The 16,640-nt window shown below is 67.5% G+C and carries 26 protein-coding genes, 1 pseudogene and 1 riboswitch; of the genes and pseudogenes, 25 read left to right on the forward strand and 2 right to left on the reverse strand.

All coding sequences use genetic code 11. The features are described from left to right. Window positions 1–242 (reverse strand): annotated as a pseudogene (locus GH736_RS06595) (hypothetical protein); the annotation flags it as partial. 58 nt (window positions 243–300) lie between these two features. Further along, window positions 301–398, reverse strand: a riboswitch (SAM riboswitch). Between the two features lie 74 nt (window positions 399–472). Here GH736_RS06595 and GH736_RS06600 point away from each other — a divergent pair. The 13 genes from GH736_RS06600 to GH736_RS06660 all read left to right on the forward strand — a co-directional run bounded on the left by GH736_RS06600 (window position 473) and on the right by GH736_RS06660 (window position 6,451). Continuing rightward, complete coding sequence (locus GH736_RS06600) at window positions 473–697, forward strand: hypothetical protein (protein WP_159601410.1); 225 nt, start codon at window positions 473–475, stop codon at window positions 695–697. A gap of 73 nt (window positions 698–770) precedes the next feature. Continuing rightward, window positions 771–977, forward strand: coding sequence for a hypothetical protein (locus GH736_RS06605; protein WP_159601412.1), 207 nt, complete (start codon window positions 771–773; stop codon window positions 975–977). Further along, window positions 977–1,186 carry a hypothetical protein gene (locus tag GH736_RS06610; protein WP_159601414.1) on the forward strand — a complete coding sequence of 70 codons (210 nt, stop codon included), beginning with the start codon at window positions 977–979 and terminating at the stop codon, window positions 1,184–1,186. The genes GH736_RS06605 and GH736_RS06610 overlap by 1 nt, the downstream gene beginning before the upstream one ends. Before the next feature lie 5 nt (window positions 1,187–1,191). After that, on the forward strand, window positions 1,192–1,644 hold the full coding sequence (locus tag GH736_RS06615; protein WP_159601416.1) for a hypothetical protein: 453 nt from the start codon (window positions 1,192–1,194) through the stop codon (window positions 1,642–1,644). Window positions 1,645–1,680: 36 nt separating this feature from the next. Then, a complete protein-coding gene (locus GH736_RS06620; RefSeq protein WP_159601418.1) occupies window positions 1,681–2,076 on the forward strand; it encodes a hypothetical protein in 396 nt (131 codons plus the stop codon). A 151-nt stretch (window positions 2,077–2,227) separates the two neighbouring features. Continuing rightward, window positions 2,228–2,638 (forward strand): VanZ family protein, encoded by a 411-nt coding sequence (locus tag GH736_RS06625; RefSeq protein WP_159601420.1) that lies wholly within the window; start codon window positions 2,228–2,230, stop codon window positions 2,636–2,638. Beyond that, window positions 2,635–3,339, forward strand: a complete 705-nt coding sequence (locus GH736_RS06630) for a hypothetical protein (protein ID WP_159601422.1) — start codon at window positions 2,635–2,637, stop codon at window positions 3,337–3,339. The genes GH736_RS06625 and GH736_RS06630 overlap by 4 nt, the downstream gene beginning before the upstream one ends. Before the next feature lie 296 nt (window positions 3,340–3,635). Beyond that, complete coding sequence (locus tag GH736_RS06635) at window positions 3,636–4,259, forward strand: hypothetical protein (RefSeq protein WP_159601424.1); 624 nt, start codon at window positions 3,636–3,638, stop codon at window positions 4,257–4,259. A 73-nt stretch (window positions 4,260–4,332) separates the two neighbouring features. Beyond that, window positions 4,333–4,842, forward strand: coding sequence for a hypothetical protein (locus GH736_RS06640; protein WP_159601426.1), 510 nt, complete (start codon window positions 4,333–4,335; stop codon window positions 4,840–4,842). Between the two features lie 97 nt (window positions 4,843–4,939). Continuing rightward, window positions 4,940–5,404, forward strand: a complete 465-nt coding sequence (locus tag GH736_RS06645) for a hypothetical protein (protein WP_159601428.1) — start codon at window positions 4,940–4,942, stop codon at window positions 5,402–5,404. Window positions 5,405–5,501: 97 nt separating this feature from the next. Then, on the forward strand, window positions 5,502–5,831 hold the full coding sequence (locus tag GH736_RS06650; protein WP_159601430.1) for a hypothetical protein: 330 nt from the start codon (window positions 5,502–5,504) through the stop codon (window positions 5,829–5,831). A 100-nt stretch (window positions 5,832–5,931) separates the two neighbouring features. Then, window positions 5,932–6,156: a hypothetical protein gene (locus GH736_RS06655; protein ID WP_159601432.1), complete on the forward strand. Its 225-nt coding sequence runs from the start codon at window positions 5,932–5,934 to the stop codon at window positions 6,154–6,156. After that, window positions 6,149–6,451: a hypothetical protein gene (locus tag GH736_RS06660; protein ID WP_159601434.1), complete on the forward strand. Its 303-nt coding sequence runs from the start codon at window positions 6,149–6,151 to the stop codon at window positions 6,449–6,451. The genes GH736_RS06655 and GH736_RS06660 overlap by 8 nt, the downstream gene beginning before the upstream one ends. Window positions 6,452–6,469: 18 nt before the next feature. Here GH736_RS06660 and GH736_RS06665 read toward each other — a convergent pair whose 3' ends face one another. Continuing rightward, window positions 6,470–6,781, reverse strand: coding sequence for a hypothetical protein (locus tag GH736_RS06665; protein ID WP_159601436.1), 312 nt, complete (start codon window positions 6,779–6,781; stop codon window positions 6,470–6,472). A 96-nt stretch (window positions 6,782–6,877) separates the two neighbouring features. Between GH736_RS06665 and GH736_RS06670 the strand changes: the two genes are divergently transcribed. The 12 genes from GH736_RS06670 to GH736_RS06725 form a co-directional block, all read left to right on the forward strand. Continuing rightward, a complete protein-coding gene (locus tag GH736_RS06670) occupies window positions 6,878–7,924 on the forward strand; it encodes a PDDEXK family nuclease (protein WP_159601438.1) in 1,047 nt (348 codons plus the stop codon). 131 nt (window positions 7,925–8,055) lie between these two features. Continuing rightward, the gene (locus GH736_RS06675) at window positions 8,056–10,431 is read left to right on the forward strand and encodes a DNA gyrase/topoisomerase IV subunit A (protein WP_159601458.1); all 2,376 of its coding nucleotides are present in this window, start codon (window positions 8,056–8,058) and stop codon (window positions 10,429–10,431) included. 35 nt (window positions 10,432–10,466) lie between these two features. Beyond that, complete coding sequence (locus GH736_RS06680) at window positions 10,467–12,542, forward strand: DNA gyrase/topoisomerase IV subunit B (RefSeq protein ID WP_159601440.1); 2,076 nt, start codon at window positions 10,467–10,469, stop codon at window positions 12,540–12,542. 276 nt (window positions 12,543–12,818) lie between these two features. Next, window positions 12,819–13,376: a hypothetical protein gene (locus GH736_RS06685; protein WP_159601442.1), complete on the forward strand. Its 558-nt coding sequence runs from the start codon at window positions 12,819–12,821 to the stop codon at window positions 13,374–13,376. 115 nt (window positions 13,377–13,491) lie between these two features. Further along, the gene (locus tag GH736_RS06690; protein ID WP_159601444.1) at window positions 13,492–13,758 is read left to right on the forward strand and encodes a hypothetical protein; all 267 of its coding nucleotides are present in this window, start codon (window positions 13,492–13,494) and stop codon (window positions 13,756–13,758) included. Next, window positions 13,755–14,003 (forward strand): hypothetical protein, encoded by a 249-nt coding sequence (locus GH736_RS06695; protein ID WP_159601446.1) that lies wholly within the window; start codon window positions 13,755–13,757, stop codon window positions 14,001–14,003. The genes GH736_RS06690 and GH736_RS06695 overlap by 4 nt, the downstream gene beginning before the upstream one ends. Window positions 14,004–14,056: 53 nt before the next feature. Further along, window positions 14,057–14,413: a hypothetical protein gene (locus tag GH736_RS06700; RefSeq protein WP_159601448.1), complete on the forward strand. Its 357-nt coding sequence runs from the start codon at window positions 14,057–14,059 to the stop codon at window positions 14,411–14,413. Window positions 14,414–14,505: 92 nt separating this feature from the next. Continuing rightward, the gene (locus GH736_RS06705) at window positions 14,506–15,240 is read left to right on the forward strand and encodes a hypothetical protein (RefSeq protein ID WP_159601450.1); all 735 of its coding nucleotides are present in this window, start codon (window positions 14,506–14,508) and stop codon (window positions 15,238–15,240) included. A gap of 16 nt (window positions 15,241–15,256) precedes the next feature. Continuing rightward, window positions 15,257–15,604, forward strand: coding sequence for a hypothetical protein (locus GH736_RS06710; RefSeq protein ID WP_159601452.1), 348 nt, complete (start codon window positions 15,257–15,259; stop codon window positions 15,602–15,604). Window positions 15,605–15,616: 12 nt separating this feature from the next. Next, the gene (locus GH736_RS24470; protein ID WP_203230665.1) at window positions 15,617–15,949 is read left to right on the forward strand and encodes a hypothetical protein; all 333 of its coding nucleotides are present in this window, start codon (window positions 15,617–15,619) and stop codon (window positions 15,947–15,949) included. Further along, window positions 15,946–16,287, forward strand: a complete 342-nt coding sequence (locus GH736_RS06720; protein WP_159601454.1) for a hypothetical protein — start codon at window positions 15,946–15,948, stop codon at window positions 16,285–16,287. Before GH736_RS24470 ends, GH736_RS06720 begins: the two co-directional genes overlap by 4 nt. A gap of 98 nt (window positions 16,288–16,385) precedes the next feature. Further along, a partial coding sequence (locus GH736_RS06725; protein WP_159601456.1) for a hypothetical protein occupies window positions 16,386–16,640 on the forward strand: 255 nt, incomplete at its 3' end.

Here is a 16,640-nt window from a genome sequence, read left to right on the forward strand (position 1 = left end):
CGCTCGTGGACGACGACCGCCTCGCCGACCAGCAGGTACTCGCCGAGGGGACGGTGATGCCAGACGGTAGGGGTGCCCGGTTCGAGCAGGTACGAGAGGGACGCTTCCTGCCCGGCCACCTCGAGCACGACGGCGTCCCGCCAACCCCATGGCGCCTCGCTGATGAGGCGGCCTTGAATCGGGTGGACGTTGTGTCCTGGGTGGTAGCGGCGGCAGTCGCGGCCGCAGATGGTGTTTTGCATGGTGGTCCCTGGGGGTGCAGGAGCGCGCGTGTGCGAGCCCGTCTTGACCTGCCGGCTGGTGCGCGGCTTGCCCGGGTCTTCTCCGGAAGGCACCGTGTCGGGCGACGCGGTTGCCGTCCGCCCACATCCGGAGGTGTACGGGCGGAACTCTTGACCTGGGAAGACCCTACGAGCTGCCTCCGACATCACGGTTCGAACCGCGCATGGTTGGACCGACGGAAGGAGCCTTCATGAGCAACGCGCCGACCACCGAACCGAAGTTTGCCCAGGTGAGGCCGGCGCTGGCCGCCGGCCTGACGATCGCGTTCGACGACGGACGTGTCGGGGTCGTTGAGCGCCGCGCGCCGCGGATCGGCCGGCCGGGCACATGGTGGGATGTCCGGCTCCTCGACCGGACGCTCACGGTCGCTCGGGACGGTGACGTGCGCGTCCTCGTCGACGGCGGGTGGCGCTGACCTGCATCCGCTCCCGACGGGCGGCTCGGCGGCCCTTCCCGCGCATGGCATGCTCGAGAAGAAGGAGCCCACCATGAGCATCGACCCGAACATCCGCACCGGCCAGACCTGGCGTCGGAAGATCGACGGGGTCCTCGTCGAGATCATCGCCGCGGGATTCAACAAGGCGCTCGGGTACAACATCGCCGAATGGCGTCGGCTCGACACCGGCCGGAAGGGCCGCCTCGACTTCGGTGCGCTCTCCGACAGGTACGAACTCGTCGAAGACGCGCCCGCCTGATGGGCGAGCAGCTCCGCTGGACGATCCAAGAGACCATCCGCCGCTACCCCGAACCGGACCTCGTGATCCACCACCTCCCCGACGGTGGCGGCGACGGCGAGTTCCAGCCAGTGAAGTGCGGCGGCGGGATCAACCTGCCAGGGCACGCTCAAAAGGTGCCGCTGTCGGAAGTGTGCGACGACTGCCGCCGCGGCGTCGTGACGATGTGAGCGACATGACCCACGAAGAGATCACGGAAGTCGTCCGTCCTGCCAAGGTGAGGTGGTTCCGTCGCCGCCCGCCGCAGGGCCTCGACCGGTTCTCCCGCGGGGTGTGGTGGGCCGGGCACGGCCAGTTCTTCATCGCCGCTGCGCTCCCGTTCGTCGGCGTCGCGCTGATGGTCGGGGTTGTTTGGATCCATGACCTGTTCTTCTTCGGGATGCTCGCGCTGACGATGGCCGTGCCATTCCTGTACTCCGGCGCGATGCTTCGCGGGGCAGCGACGCTCCCTCAAGGCGGGCCGCATCTCACCTTCTTCGGGTGGGTGGAACGGATCGTCGTGCTCGCGATCACCGTTGCTGTGATCGCAGCTCTTGCGATCGCTGGTGTGTTCGTGGGGATGTTCGCCGGCATCATCGTCTGGACGCAGATCTACAACACCGTCACCGCCCTGACCGGCGGCGGCTGACCGGGCGCCACCCGCACCCCGCGCATGTGCCGTCCTGTGGACAGGGCGACAGATCAACGGGCACGCCCGCTCGAGCAGAACCTCGAGCTGCGACGGGTACCGGTCCGCAGGGCACCCGGCACTCGTCTGCGCTGGCCGCTCCGCATCGCAGCCCTGACCGTTGCCGGCGCCGTCATCGTAGCCGCCGGCTGGACCGTCGACTGGGCGCTCGCCCGCCTGGCCGGGCTCACGCTCGAGCAGCACGGCTTCACGCACGTGATGGCCTTCTCGGTGGCCATGGTGGTCATCGGAACAGTTCCCGTGGTGTGGCTACTCGAGCTGCTGTTCCCGGGACGGTCATCACCGCTGCTCATGTGCGAACGGTGCGGTGCTGCCGAGCCCGAAATGGTGAAGATCTGCTCGACCTGCAGGCAACCGAAGCCCCAAACCTGATCCAGGTCATCCAGGCGTCTGCGGTTTCGCCACCCGCACCGGGCTCCCTCCCAGTTTCAGCAACGCGAGCCCGCATAGCGTCGAAGTCGACGCCCATGCCCCGTCCGCGCATGAGTGGTCCGGAAACCCGCGTTCGAAGGACCCGCCCCTCATGCTTCTCGCCCTGTTCGCCTGGCTCGTCTTCACCCCAGGCGGGACACCCGGCGACTCCGCCGTCCAGTTCATCGTGACGCTCCTCGAGCCGCTCGGCGCGGACCCCCGGACCACGTACAGCATCGCCGAGTTCAGCCTCAACATCGCCCTGTTCATCCCAGTCGGCGCCGTACTCCTGGCTATCTTCCGCAGATGGCTGCCGCCCGTCGCATGCGCCGCGCTCGGCGCCATCGCCAGCACCGGCATCGAACTCACCCAGATGTTCATCCCCGGCCGCGTCGCATCCATCACCGACATCGCCTCGAACAGCATCGGCTCCGTCATCGGCGTCGCGATCATGGTCGCAGTCATCGGAAAGGCTGGATCTCAGGCCCGCGCGGAGACCCGATCCGCCCCGGTCATCGCATGACCGCATTGCTCGATGCGAGGATGAGCCTCGTGCGGATCACCCGCGACATGACCATCGCCGGTGTGCCGGCAGAGACGGCACGCGCGATCGCCCGCGAATACCGGTCCTTCGCGACCGGCCCGGAATCCGCCCAGCACTTCGTCGGCGAAGACGCCGCCCGGGTGCTCCAAGCCCTCGTCGACGAAGGCTACCTACAGCGCACCGACGACGAACAAGGCGTGCCCTCGTGGGGAACTACCCTTGCCGGCAGCGCCCTCGCGATGGCGACGTTCGCGAAGCCGATCAAACGCGCCACCGCTGACCGTCTCATCGCCGAGATCATCGAACGCGCGCAGGCCTTCAACGCCGACCCCCGACATCTCGTATCCGCCGGTAAGGTCGTCGTCTTCGGCAGTTACCTCGACGCTGCTGTCGATCACCTCGGCGATGTCGACATCCAACTGGTCGTGTACCGGAGGCCGCTCCCGCCCGGGAAGAACTACACCACCGAAGCGGTCCGGTACGCCCACGCGTCCGGCAGGTACTTCCCGGAATTCTTCGACGAACTCCTCTGGCCTGAAGCCGAGCTCGCCGCCGCGCTCCGCGGCCGCCACCACGCCATCAACGTCCACAACCAGGACATCGTCGACATCACCGGACGGTCGCAGGTCATCTACGACATCACCGCCGACCACGAGGCGCTGCCGGCTTCGCCTGCCTGAACGCGGCCGCCGCCGCCCCCTTAGTCGACGCTGGGCACTTCGAACGTGGACGGCACCGCGATGTCGCGAGTACGCTCTGGGGTCGTAGGTGAGAGTGGCGAGCGGCCCGCGGGGCGCCGATCGTCGCCCGCCGCAAACCGACGGACTCGTAACGGCGTCCCGCCAACTTCGCTGCCGCTCAACGGCATGCGAAGGAGAGACCAATGTGTTGCGGATGCGATGATGACAACGACACCCGAACAGTAGAGCGGCAGTTCAGGCGCGGCGACCAGTTCGGTCTGCGACCGCACCTTGAGGTGTTCTACGCCCAGTCCAGGACGACGAGCGGTATCGCAGGCGACTTGCACCGAGTCCAACGAGCGCAAGCCATCGGCCGGGACGATCTCGCACAGCGGGCGCAGGAAGCCGTGGACCGCGGACTGGTGGTGCTAGCCGTCCAGAACGCCGAGCTCCGCAGGCTTCTCGACGAATTCGAAGCCCGTGAGGACGTCGGGACGCTGCTTGATCGAGCGGACGAGTTCCTCATGTCAGACACCGGCGCGAAAGTCAGATCCATCTTCGCCGCCGAGCATGCACGAGCCATCGTCGACAGTCCGTTCACCACAGAGGACGCAGCCGAAGCCTCCGACATCGTTTCGAAACTGCTCACCGACATCGAGAACAATTGGGCAAGAGCGCTCCTCGACGCTGCCCGCGAGGCCAACACCAGGAACGAGGAGTACCTCACGAACCCGGGAAGGTTGCTCGAGCCGGACTCGCCATTGGAGACGTGGCAACGGAACTGCCTCATCGCGATGGGCGTTCTGTGGATCCTCATCAACATCTGCTGCTGCGGCGCCTGCCTCGGCGAGATGGTCGCCTTGATCCCGCTGTTCGCTGCGCCTTGCGCGATCCCCTCCAACGCCAGCCGTTACAACTAGCGATCAACTTCTTCCACGGGCCGTCCTCCGCGCATGTTCTCAGTGACAGAGATCACCGAGAAACAGGAGCAACATGTCCACCTTCTTCGCGTCCGGCGGGTTCACCATCGACCCCGAGGTGTTCCACCTCAACCACACCGACAGCATCTCCCTCGAGGACGCCGAGGCGGCTGTCGCCCCGTTCGTCGATGAGGTCGTCGCCAACCTCGACGTGCTCGACGACTCCGGCTGGCTGGCCGAGTGGCCGTACGACAGCGACCTGTCCAGCGAGGGGCTGCTTCCGGAGAGCCCCGAGACCGAAGATTTCGGCGAGAAGGCAGGGGCGATCCGGAACGTCCGCCGTCACCTCGCCGTCGGCTACAAGTGGGCTGTCGAAGAGGACGGCACCGACGCATCCGCGCACCGGATCGCCGACACCGGGCTCCAGTACGTCGTCTTCGGCGGCTACTCCAACGGGGACAGCCCGTTCGAGGAGTTCGACGCTGCCTGCTTCCTCGCGGACGCGGCCGCCATCATCCCCGCGCTCCGCGAGGCGACCGGGATCCTCGGCGGGGGCATCCTCGTCACCCGACCCGAGGCCTGACCGCAGGCTCCGAAGGCCCCGCCAGGCGCAGTCCGGCGGGGCCTTTCCGCGCATGTAAGTGGTGAGAAGAAGCACCGATCGAAGGAGCGAACACCCCTTGAGCCACCACCTCGCCAGCGCCGGGTACACAATCGACCCGACCCTCACCGCGAACGCACCGTTCGGCCCCATCGACCGTCAGGAACTGCTCGACTTCGCCGCGCCGTTCGTTGACCTCGTCGTCCCGCACCTCCGACACCTGGACGACGGGTGGGTCATCAAGGATCGCGTCGAGGAGAAGATCCCCAAAGACGCCGGCCATGAGGAATACGTCGCAGCGCAGCGCGAGGTCACGCACGACATGCTCGTCGAAGGGCTCCACACCCACCTGAACGAGTGCGACGACTCCGCCGGCTACGACATCGGCGCCACCGGCCTCGTCTTCGTCGTCTGGGGCGAGACGACCCACGGCGACATGCTGTTCGAGGAGGTCGCGTTCCTGGCACGAGCGGCAGCGCTCATCCCCGCGCTGCAGCAGGCGACCGGGATCCTCGGCCCCGGCATCCTCACCGAACGGCCGTAGTCGCACCGACACAGCCCCGCTGACGACCCACCGTCAGCGGGGCTTCGTCGTGCCTGGCGCCGCGCATGAAGGTCTCGAATCGAGAAGAAGGAGCCTCATGACAAGGATGACCGTGACCGCAGTGGGCGGCCGTCAGGTTGAGATCGACGCGTACGTGCACCGGGCGTGCTGGGAAGATGAGCCCGGTTGGTGCGTGAACTTCGAGGACGCCACCGCGATCGCCGAGGCGTGGGTGAACGACGTCCCGACACGGAAGTACAGCACGGGTGCCGAGAACGAGACCTCCCTGGCGTTCGCGCTGTACCACCCGGAACAGGGCGTCAGCATCGACTGGTGGGAGTCGCACTACGGCGAACTCTCCAATTACCCGCTGCACCGGTTCCCGTTCGCCCTCGACGGCGTCCCCGAGCCGCCTGCAGAGGCCTGACCAAGCACCACTGGACGCCCCGCCGGCAGTCTCCGGCGGGGCGTTCGCGCGTTCACCGCCCGCGCATGTACGTGGCGGAACGAAGAGACTGGAGAACCCAATGGCATGGCTTGCCGAGCTCGAGGCAGAGATCGACTGGGACGACCCGACGACGCTCGCCGTGCAGGTGAACGGGTCGGACCTGATCCGCATCATCGACATCGACGAGACGACCGGGTTCGCCGAGATCGTCGTCTACACGTCCACCGACGAGAAGGCGCCGGTCCTGTTCCGCGGCCGGGTGAACGTGAAGCCGACCGACGAGGACGGGGCCAACGATGACTGAGCCCGGTGCGGCCGCCACGCCGACCGGCGCCGGCGCCTGGTGGGTGAAGCCGCTTCGGAAGGGGTACGCGCGGAAACCGCACTTCTACGCGAACGGCTCCGAGGTCGCGTTCTGCCTGAACGACCAACGGAGCCCGAACGACCTGCAGTGGGATCCGGAGACCGGGCGGACCCTCACCCGCGACCCCGGGATCGGTGCGCCGCAGCACCGCCGCGGCTGCGCGGTCTGCCTCAACGATTCGACCGCGACGTACGGCCGGCTGGTAGGTCGGCCCGGTGAGGAAGCCAGCGTCTGACCTGCAGCGGCGTGGGCGTCAGGACAGACCTGCCGCCCGTTCCGTGATTGTCGCCGCACGTCGCAGCACAGCAGCGGTGCTTCCGCCGGAGCCGGCGTCGTCCCAGTTCTCGGCAGCGGCGCGGATCGCCTCGGGGACCGTGGCGTACGTGCGGTTGTCCGTGTCGGGCTGCTCACCGGGTTCGGTCCACGCCCACCCGAACTCCTCGCCGACCTGGACGATCGAGTACCCCTCGCCACCCTTCACGAAGGAGCGGGCGATCGGGAACCCGACGGCGGCCTGCTGACCGAACGACGGCTCGGTGAAGGTAATGGTCGTGGCGGCGTGCATGGCGATCTCCTCGGTAGGGCGCCGAGTCCATGCTCGGACGCGATGTCTGCGGTCGGTGGGAGCCTGTTCTTAGCCAGCCTCGACGAAGGAGTCCCCTTGGCCGCACCCGCCCGCTCCTCCGCCCCGAGGTCCCCGAGGTACCCGATCGGCACGATCGTGCAGTCGAAGAACCCCGTCACGTCGAAGCTTGAGATCTCCGTGCGGGACGAACTGACGAAGGCGGGGATCCGGGTTCACAAGGGCCGGTCGGCGATCCAGTGCGACTTCGAGCCCAGGCGTGGCAACTACCCGGTCATCACTCCGGACATCCTGCTCAGCGGGACGAAAGTCTGCGTCGAAGTTGACACCTCGTACACGCACGGTGAGAAGTTCGAGGAGGACTTCATAAGGAACGGACTCCTCGAAGGGGCCGGGTGGACCGTCATCCGTCTTCGTCTTGGCGGGCTTCCCCAGGTCGGCGACCACGACATCCTCGCCGAAGCGGACGGGCTCTCGAAGGCTGCACTTGAGGCGCTCCTCGCAGCGATCGATGACGCGGTGAACGGAAGGCCGGGGAGCGCCCGGCACATCGAGAAGGGGCCGGCGCGGGAACGGACGAAGCCGATCTCACCGCTCGGGTCGATTGCACGTCACAAATACGTCGAGAACGCGTACTACGCCTCCTGGACGACCGGGTCGAACGTCGAACGGTTCGTCATCATGGCCGGCGGTCGCTACCTCGCCGCGAACCGGCTCGACGGATCATACGGCCACGGCTGCAGGGTGCCGAACTTCCTCACGAACCTCGACCTGCAGGACATCCCGCGCACCAAATGGCGCCCCGTGGTTCACGCCGTGATCGAAGACCTCACCGACTACGAACCAGTCTCGGTATTCCCATGGGGAGACGAACTCTTCATCGGAGACGAAGCCGACAAGATCATTCCCATGCAGAAGTTCAACCTCGGCGGCACGTCCGACCACACCACCGCCAACTTCACCGCACCAGAAGGTTTCAACGCCTTCCAAGTCATCGGCGACGGCGGGAAGGTCCTCGCCGAGCTGCACCCCGAAGCCGCAGCAGCCGGGTGGAAGTTCCTCGACGTCCAAGGGGCGAAAGGCTACCGCGGCCCTTACCAACACGTCTTCCTCACCAGGGACTGACCGCTCCTCAGCGGCCGCCCTGCTGTTCCCGCTGATTCCGCGCATGGACAGGGTGCTTCCCCGCACCGAAGGAGATCCCTGTGTCCACAACCACCGCTGAGCGCATCGACGACGTTGACGTCTCCGACGAGATGCAGGGTTCGTTCCTCGAGTACGCGTACTCGGTCATCTACTCCCGTGCGCTTCCGGACGCCCGCGACGGGTTGAAGCCGGTGCAGCGCCGCATCCTGTACCAGATGTCCGACATGGGCCTCCGCCCGGACCGCGGGCATGTGAAGTCCGCCCGCGTCGTCGGCGAGGTGATGGGCAAGCTCCACCCGCACGGTGACACCGCCATCTACGACGCCCTCGTCCGCCTCGCGCAGCCGTTCACGCTGCGGGTCCCGCTCGTCGACGGGCATGGCAACTTCGGCTCCCTCGACGACGGCCCCGCCGCCGCCAGGTACACCGAGGCGCGCCTCGACAACTCCGCGATGGCGATGACCGAGAACCTCGACGAGGACGTCGTCGACTTCGTCCCGAACTACGACAACCAGCTCACGCAGCCGGATGTCCTCCCCGCCGCGTTCCCGAACCTCCTCGTGAACGGCGCCACCGGCATCGCCGTCGGCATGGCGACGAACATGGCCCCGCACAACCTCGTCGAGGTCGTCGCCGCTGCCAAGCACCTCCTCCGGAACCCCGACGCAACCCTCGACGACCTCATGGAGTTCGTCCCCGGCCCCGACTTCCCGACCGGCGGCACCATCGTCGGCCTCGCCGGCGTCCGCGACGCGTACGCGAACGGCCGCGGGTCGTTCAAGACCCGCGCGAAGGTGTCGATCGAGCAGCTGTCCCCGCGGAAGACCGGCCTGGTCGTCACAGAACTGCCGTACATGGTCGGCCCGGAGAAGGTGATCGAGAAGATCAAGGACGGCGTCAACGCGAAGAAGATCACCGGGATCGCCGACGTCACCGACCTCACCGATCGCACCAACGGTCTCCGCCTCGTCATCGGCATCAAGACTGGGTTCAACCCGCAGGCGGTGCTGGAGCAGCTGTACCGGCTCACCCCGCTGGAGGACAGCTTCGGCATCAACAATGTCGCCCTCGTCGACGGGCAACCGCACACCCTCGGGCTGAAGGATCTCCTCTCCGTCTACATCGACCACCGCGTCGAGGTGGTCACCCGCCGGTCCGAGTTCCGCCTCGCCCGCCGTCGCGAACGCCTGCATCTTGTCGAAGGTCTCCTGAAGGCGATCGTCGACATCGACAAGGTCATCCAGGTGATCCGCACCAGCGACGACGTCGACGAAGCCCGCACCGCGTTGACCGACACGTTCGGGCTGTCCCGCATCCAGGCGGAGTACATCCTCGAGCTCCGCCTGCGCCGGCTCACGAAGTTCTCCATGACCGAACTTGAGACCGAGCGCGCGGACCTGCTCGCGGACATCGCGTACCTGGAAGGGCTGCTGAAGAACAAGCAGGCGATCCGATCGCTCGTCTCCGATGAGCTCGACGTCGTCGTCGAGAAGTTCGGCACCCCGCGCCGAACCATGCTCACCGAAGCGAAGGCGATCTCCGCCGGCGCCGCCCGCCGCGCTGCGCAGGCGTCCTTGGAGCAGGCGGACGTGCCCACCCGGGTGTTCCTGTCCACCACCGGGCTCCTGTCCCGTGTCGACCGGGCCGACGGCGCCGACGAGCTCGCAGTCACCGCCCCGTCGGGGCGGATCAAGCACGACGCGGTCCTGTCGTCCCTTGACACCACCACCCGAGCGGAAATCGGCGCAGTCACGAACCGCGGCCGCCTCATCCGGTTCACCCCGATGGACCTGCCCGCCCTGCCCGGCAACTCCGTCCAGCTCGGCGCCGGCGTCCACCCCGCCGAATACCTCGCCCTCCCGGACCGCACCGAACGGGTCCTCGCGATCGTGTCCCTCACCTCCGACCAGCCGATCGTCGTCGGCACCGCACAAGGTGTCGTGAAGCGGGTCGCACCAGGCGGGTACCCGAAGGCGCCCGACTTCCCGGTCATCGCGCTGAAGCCCGGCGACGAGGTTGTCGGCGCAGCCCACGGCGACGACGACGCCGAAATCGTGTTCGTCACCTCCGACGCGCAGCTGCTCCACTTCCCGGCCGGGTCCGTCCGCCCGCAAGGCGCCGCCGCCGGAGGCATGTCCGGCATCAAGCTCGCCGCCGAGGCGACCGTGGCGTCGTTCGCGGTCCTCACCAAGGCCGACCTCGAGGAAGCCGTCGTCGTCACCGTTACCGGCACCGACCCAGGAGCCGCGAAGGTCACCCAGTTCACCGAGTACCCCGGGAAGGGCCGCGCCACCGGCGGTGTCCGCGCCATGCGGTTCCTCAAGGGTCAGGACGGGATCTCCGCCGCGTGGGTGGGCGCAGGGCCCGCGCATGCGCTCAACACCGCAGGCGCACCCGTCACCCTGCCGACCGGGTACGGGAAGCGAGACGGCTCCGGTGAGCCGCTGGCCGACACGGTCACCACCATCGGCCGCCGCGTCGGCTGAACCCGCAGACTCTCAACAACGAACAAGGGAACGCATTGAGCGACTACAACGCCCGCCACCTCTCCGTCCTCGAAGGCCTCGAAGCCGTCCGGAAACGCCCCGGCATGTACATCGGGTCCACCGACTCCCGCGGGCTCATGCACTGCCTCTGGGAGATCATCGACAACTCCGTCGACGAAGCCCTCGCCGGCCACGGCAACGAGATCACCGTCATCCTCCACGACGACGGCTCCGTCGAAGTCCGCGACCGCGCCCGCGGTGTGCCCGTCGACGTCGAACCGAAGACCGGCCTGACCGGCGTCGAGGTCGTCTACACGAAGCTGCACGCGGGCGGGAAGTTCGGCGGCGGCTCTTACGGCGCATCCGGCGGCCTCCACGGTGTCGGCGCGTCCGTCGTCAACGCCCTCTCCGAACGCCTCGACGTCGAAGTTGACCGCAACGGGAAGACCCACGCCATGTCCTTCCGGCACGGCGAACCCGGCACGTTCGCCGACAACGGCACCCCCGACCCGACCGCGACGTTCACCCCGTTCGAGAAGGCGTCCGAGCTCCGCGTCGTCGGGAAGGTCGCCAAGGCCGTCACCGGCACCCGCGTCCGCTACTGGGCGGACCGTCAGATCTTCACCCCCGGCGCCGAGATCGAGCTCGAGAGCATCCTCGGCCGCGCCCGGCAGACCGCGTTCCTCGTCCCCGGCCTCGCGATCACCGTCGAGGACCGCCGCGCCGAGAAGCCGGAGATCCACCTGTTCAAGTTCGACGGCGGCATCAGCGAGTTCGTCGACCACCTCGCCACCGACAACGCCGTCACCGACATCTGGCGCCTTACCGGCGACGGGAAGTTCGCCGAGACCGTCCCTGTCCTCACCGACGGCGGCGCCATGGTCCCCACCGAAGTGCAACGCGACTGCCACGTAGACATCGCACTCCGCTGGGGCACCGGGTACGACACCACCCTCCGCTCGTTCGTGAACATCATCTCCACCCCGAAGGGCGGCACCCACCAGGCCGGGTTCGAGCAGGGCCTCCTCAAGCTGATCCGCACCCAGGTGGAGCAGAACGCCCGGAAGCTGAAAGTCGGCAACGACAAGATGGAGAAGGACGACGTCCTCGCCGGCCTGACCGTCGTGATCACGGTGTCCCTCGCCGAGCCGCAGTTCGAAGGGCAGACGAAGGAGATCCTCGGCACCCCCGCGGTTCGCGCGATCGTCTCGTCCGTGGTGACGAAGGCGCTGGGGGAGCGGTTCTCCTCCACCAACCGGGACGACAAGGCGCAGACCACCCTGCTGCTGGAGAAGGTCGTCTCCGAGATGAAGACCCGCATCTCCGCCCGCACCCACAAGGAAACCCAGCGGCGGAAGAACGCCCTCGAGACCTCCTCGCTCCCGGCGAAGCTCGCGGACTGCCGCTCCACCGACGTCGAGCAGACCGAACTGTTCATCGTGGAGGGTGACTCCGCGCTTGGCACCGCCAAACTCGCACGGAGCAGCGAGTACCAGGCGCTCATGCCGATCCGAGGGAAGATCCTGAACGTCCAGAAGGCATCCGTCTCCGACATGCTCGGGAACGCCGAATGCGCCGCGATCATCCAGACGATCGGCGCTGGCTCCGGCCGCTCGTTCGACCTGGACGCCGCCCGCTACGGGAAGATCATCCTGATGGCCGACGCCGACGTCGACGGCGCTCACATCCGCACCCTGCTGCTCACCCTGATCTTCCGGTACATGCGACCGATGATCGAAGCCGGCCGGGTATTCGCCGCCGTCCCGCCGCTGCACCGTGTCGTCGTCCAGAACCCCGGTTCGAAGCCGAACGAGACGATCTACACGTACTCCGAGCAGGAGCTCAAGGCGGTCCTCGCGGACCTGAAGAAGCGCGGGAAGAAGTACCAGGAGCCGATCCAGCGGTACAAGGGGCTCGGAGAGATGGACGCCGACCAGCTCGCCGAGACCACCATGGACCGCAACAACCGCACCCTCCGCCGGGTTGGCGTCTCCGACGCCGAGCAGGCCGGGAAGGTGTTCGAGCTGCTGATGGGCAACGACGTCGCACCCCGCAAGGAGTTCATCATCGACTCCGCCGCCGGGCTCAGCCGAGACAGGATCGACGCGTAGCCGGCTCGGCCGATAAGTCGGGCTGCCGTGGCAGCTCACCAGTCGATGCCGGTGCCAGAATGCATCCCGAGACTCCAACACACCCTGAAAGGTTCGGTTCGAATGCGCGGTCGTCGCACAGCAATCATCGGAGTCGCGATCGTTGCGGCAGCACTCCTCACCGGGTGCACGGCGCCCGCCACAGCTGAGCCCTCACCGACCCCGAAAGCGACGCCGTCGGCCACCCCGACTGTCGAACCCGAACCGATCCCGGAGGTCGATCCGATCGACACCGTCGTGACCCTCGTCGCCCGCCCCGAGGTGCTCGAACTGCGCGACGCGACCGGCGCCCTGGTGTTCGAACTGGACTACCTCACCGACCCGGCCGCCGCCGTCGCGACCATCACCGATGTCCTCGGTTCGCCGCCTGTCGACGAGATGTACAACGGAGGGAGCCACTTCCCGCCGAGCACCACGCACCGGTGGGGTTCGTTCGAACTTCAAGAACGTCGGTACGTCGACCGGTGGGAATTCGCGGCCGATGAACCCCGGACGCTGTACCAGCCGGAGTTCAGCGTGATCTTCACGGGCTCGCAGACGGCCGACGTGACGCTCACCACCGCACAAGGCGTCACGGCCGGCACCTCATGGGCGGACCTCGAAGCCAACCCCGCCCTGCAAACGAACCCGTCGGGCTGTTCCGGCCCGTACCTGGACTTCATCACGCGCGAGGAGACCTGGAGCGACGGGACAGTGCACGAGCAGCGGTACGGTGTCGACTTCAGCCCCGACCCCGACGGCACGATCATCGAAAGGGTTCGCGCACCGCTCGGCATCTACGACGGCTGCGCCTGAAATCCATCCACCAGTGGGAACGCCGGCCGGGCAAGCACCAGCCGGCGTTCGTGTTTCCGCGCATGTGTGCCATGGAGCTTCCCGCACCCTCAGCCACGACCCTGGAAGGGACATCATGACGGACACCAAGACCGAGACGCGCCTCGAGCGGTATGAACGCCTCGCCGAGGAAGAGCGAGCCCGTCTCCGCGCGGAGGAGGAGCGGAAGGCCGCGAAGCTGCGCGCCCGCGACCTCAAGGAGTTCGAACTGCTCGACGGAGGCGAGGACGTCCAGGGCTCGGCGGCGAACGCACGCCTGCAGCTGAAGAAGTGGCAGGCGCGGATCGACGAGCGGGTCGCCCGGATGGATGAGCTCAGCGCGAAGCACGGCTTCACCCAGTGAGCAAGGCGGTGCCGACCCGCGTCGAGAGGTTCCGGCACTACTGGGACAACGAGCTCTCCGGCACCCTGCTCTGGTCCGCGATCATCGCCCCGCTAGTCGTCCTGTTCTTCGCCCCGATCTCGTACTTCGCGAGCTGCCTCGCATGGGGGTTCTGGCAGGACTTCGACTGGGGTGTCGCGTTCACCGCGCTCGGCGCCGTGTTCTTGCTGTCCGTGGCGACGAACCTGCAGCCGCTCCGACGCTGAGCCGGCGCACCGCGCATGAACGTCGCACAGAAGCGACAGGAGCGAACCGCGCCATGACCACCGCCAGCACCGCTACCGCAGCCGAACGGCTGAAGACCGCCCTCACCACCCTTCGCGCAGCGGAGTGGGAAGCGTACGCCGGCCCGTGGATGGTGAAGATCGCCCATGACGACGACGGCTACGCCGCAGGCACCCTCGTCGTCAACGAGCGCGACGAGGTCGGCGCGTTCGACTACTCGCACGACGGCAAGGGCGCCGCCGAGCTCACCGCCCTCCTGTACCGCACCATCAAGCCGCAACTCTCGCTGCTCGAGTCCGCGCTCTGGGCCGTGGAGCACGAGTACGCGCCAGCGGCGAAGTACATCGCGGACGCGCTCGCACTGGCTGACGCGATCAACGACGCCGTCTGACCCGAATCGCGGGCGCGCGCAGGCGGAACCCCGCGCATGAATGCTCCGAAGAGAAGAAGCAGGCTCGCCCCTGCATGACCCGGAGGTTCCCCGTGACCGACACCGCTGCGCCCGCCACCACGCTCACCCGCCGTCAGCGGGAGGTGCTGGACATGCTGCGGAAGCGTGGGGAGCTCGGCATCGAACCGGCCGGCCGCGGCCGCTACTCTGTCTCCACCTATAACCACGAGCCGTGGTACCACGTCTCCAGGTCCACCCTGAAGTCGCTCGTCAACGCAGGCGTCGCCGAGTGGCGGAGCAGCTGCCCGGACTTGTACCCGCACGTTGAGCACTACGCCGTCGCGCCCGAGTTCGAGCACCTGAACCCGTACCGCCCGGCACCCAAGGTCGAGCACCTCAAGATCGGCGCCAGCGTCCACGCGACCATCACCGTCAACGTCGAGGACCTCATCACCAGGGACTACGACCAGAACCTCGACCGGTTCGCCGAGCTTGCCCTCACCGGGAAGACGACCGACGGGTTCATGGAACTCATCGGGTACAGCGTCGTCGGCCCCGGCAACCGGTCCGACACCGTGAAGATCAAGGTCGCCGGCGTCATCAGCGACCGAGGCCCCGTCACCGCCAGCGCGTCCCGCCAGCTCACGCGCGACCAGGAGCCACCAGTCGGCACCTGGGTCCGAGACCGACACGACGGAGTCACCTTCCGCCAGCAGGAAGGATGGGGCGCGCCCGGCACCATGCCGTTCGGTCGCTGGACCGACATGTGGGACGCCCGCGGCCCCCTCGTCGAATGCAGCCCCTGGGGCGCAACCCTCGATCACTGATCACCGAAGGAGCAACATGACCACCCTCACCGAAACGCAGAAGCTCACCACCGCCATCACCATGCTGGAAACCGCGATCGCGAACCGCACCCCTGGCGCGTGGACCCGCACCACCGACGAGTACGGCCGTGACCGGCTCATCGCCGCCGAGCAGGTCGGCGAGCCGATCATCGACCCGAGGTTCCCGAACGACGTCGACGCGATCATCCTCGGGCAGCGGCTCCTCGAATCGGTTCTCGCCCGCCTCCAGCACGTCGCCGACGGCGGCCTCGACGACGAACGCCTCACCAACATGCGCCAGTTCGCACCCGCGTACGGGCACACGATGGCGATCGTCGACGCGATCCTCGGCGACAACGCCTAGGAGAATCAACGCATGGCAGACACCGTGACGGCGACCGACCCGGCAGCGCGGATCGCCGAGCTCGAACAGCAGCTCGCGGAAGCGAACCGGAAGCTCGGGACCGCGAACCGGGGGACCCCTGGGCTCACACTCGACGTCCACACCCTCGAGAAGGGTCACGACGGCCCGTTCCAGTACTGGGAGAAGGACCACACCTCTCTCGTCCATGTCCTCTGGGCGTGCCGCCACGAAGGGTTGAACCTCCACGACGACGCGGACGAGATCGCCACACGCATCCGGCGCAGCAGATGGCTGACCGCCCAGCGGGACGACGCCATCAACACCGGCGAGGGGGCCAGGCGATGAACGACATCCAGCGACTCCTCGCGATGGAGGACCGGTACGCCAACCAACAGCCGTACCCGTGGGACGACCACGCCGGCGGCTGGGTCATCAAGGACATCGACGGACTCCGCGTCTGGGTCACACCACTCGCGTTCACGTTCGCGATCATCATCGGAAAACCGCTCGACATGGGCTACATCGACCGGTGGTGCTACACCACCGCAGACTCCGCGGTTGCCGCGGCTGCCGCCTGGGCAGGCCCGTACCCGGGCACGGAGCCGACCGGCTGGCATCGACACCCGGTCACCGGGCGGCGCCGGGAAGGCGGAGACCCGGCCTGCGAGATCGTAGCGATGTAGGTCCCAGTCGACTGAGGTGGCGCGTGCTTCCTCCAGGCCGCGGATACCGGAGCTGGCCCGCGCATGGTCCTTCCGACCATTCGAAGAAGGGCTTATCCATGCCGACACCGACCGCTGAGTACGACCAGGCCAATCTCGCCGACATCATCTTCCTCGACGGCAACGACAGCGTTGTGAACAGGGAGGATCCGGAGTGGATGGTCGCATGGCACCGTGCCGGCGTCATCCTCAACTCCAAATGGTTCCGCGAGATCGTGACACTATCCGCTCACAACCAGGTGCGCGACGGTGCCAACGCCGCCAGAGCTGACGTCGACGCCGCTCGCGCTGACGCCAACGCCGCCAGAGCTGAT

Origin of the sequence: Agromyces humi (assembly GCF_009720255.1) — a bacterium.
GTDB classification, from domain to species: Bacteria; Actinomycetota; Actinomycetes; order Actinomycetales; family Microbacteriaceae; genus Agromyces; species Agromyces humi.

Excerpts from the sequence above, each read along its gene's own strand:
- GH736_RS06600 (WP_159601410.1), top strand. The coding sequence starts at position 473 with ATGAGCAACGCGCCGACCACCGAACCGAAGTTTGCCCAGGTGAGGCCG.
- GH736_RS06605 (WP_159601412.1), top strand. The coding sequence starts at position 771 with ATGAGCATCGACCCGAACATCCGCACCGGCCAGACCTGGCGTCGGAAG.
- GH736_RS06610 (WP_159601414.1), top strand. The coding sequence starts at position 977 with ATGGGCGAGCAGCTCCGCTGGACGATCCAAGAGACCATCCGCCGCTAC.
- GH736_RS06615 (WP_159601416.1), top strand. The coding sequence starts at position 1,192 with ATGACCCACGAAGAGATCACGGAAGTCGTCCGTCCTGCCAAGGTGAGG.
- GH736_RS06625 (WP_159601420.1), top strand. The coding sequence starts at position 2,228 with ATGCTTCTCGCCCTGTTCGCCTGGCTCGTCTTCACCCCAGGCGGGACA.
- GH736_RS06630 (WP_159601422.1), top strand. The coding sequence starts at position 2,635 with ATGACCGCATTGCTCGATGCGAGGATGAGCCTCGTGCGGATCACCCGC.
- GH736_RS06640 (WP_159601426.1), top strand. The coding sequence starts at position 4,333 with ATGTCCACCTTCTTCGCGTCCGGCGGGTTCACCATCGACCCCGAGGTG.
- GH736_RS06650 (WP_159601430.1), top strand. The coding sequence starts at position 5,502 with ATGACAAGGATGACCGTGACCGCAGTGGGCGGCCGTCAGGTTGAGATC.
- GH736_RS06655 (WP_159601432.1), top strand. The coding sequence starts at position 5,932 with ATGGCATGGCTTGCCGAGCTCGAGGCAGAGATCGACTGGGACGACCCG.
- GH736_RS06660 (WP_159601434.1), top strand. The coding sequence starts at position 6,149 with ATGACTGAGCCCGGTGCGGCCGCCACGCCGACCGGCGCCGGCGCCTGG.
- GH736_RS06665 (WP_159601436.1), bottom strand. The coding sequence starts at position 6,781 with ATGCACGCCGCCACGACCATTACCTTCACCGAGCCGTCGTTCGGTCAG.
- GH736_RS06675 (WP_159601458.1), top strand. The coding sequence starts at position 8,056 with ATGCAGGGTTCGTTCCTCGAGTACGCGTACTCGGTCATCTACTCCCGT.
- GH736_RS06690 (WP_159601444.1), top strand. The coding sequence starts at position 13,492 with ATGACGGACACCAAGACCGAGACGCGCCTCGAGCGGTATGAACGCCTC.
- GH736_RS06700 (WP_159601448.1), top strand. The coding sequence starts at position 14,057 with ATGACCACCGCCAGCACCGCTACCGCAGCCGAACGGCTGAAGACCGCC.
- GH736_RS06710 (WP_159601452.1), top strand. The coding sequence starts at position 15,257 with ATGACCACCCTCACCGAAACGCAGAAGCTCACCACCGCCATCACCATG.
- GH736_RS24470 (WP_203230665.1), top strand. The coding sequence starts at position 15,617 with ATGGCAGACACCGTGACGGCGACCGACCCGGCAGCGCGGATCGCCGAG.
- GH736_RS06720 (WP_159601454.1), top strand. The coding sequence starts at position 15,946 with ATGAACGACATCCAGCGACTCCTCGCGATGGAGGACCGGTACGCCAAC.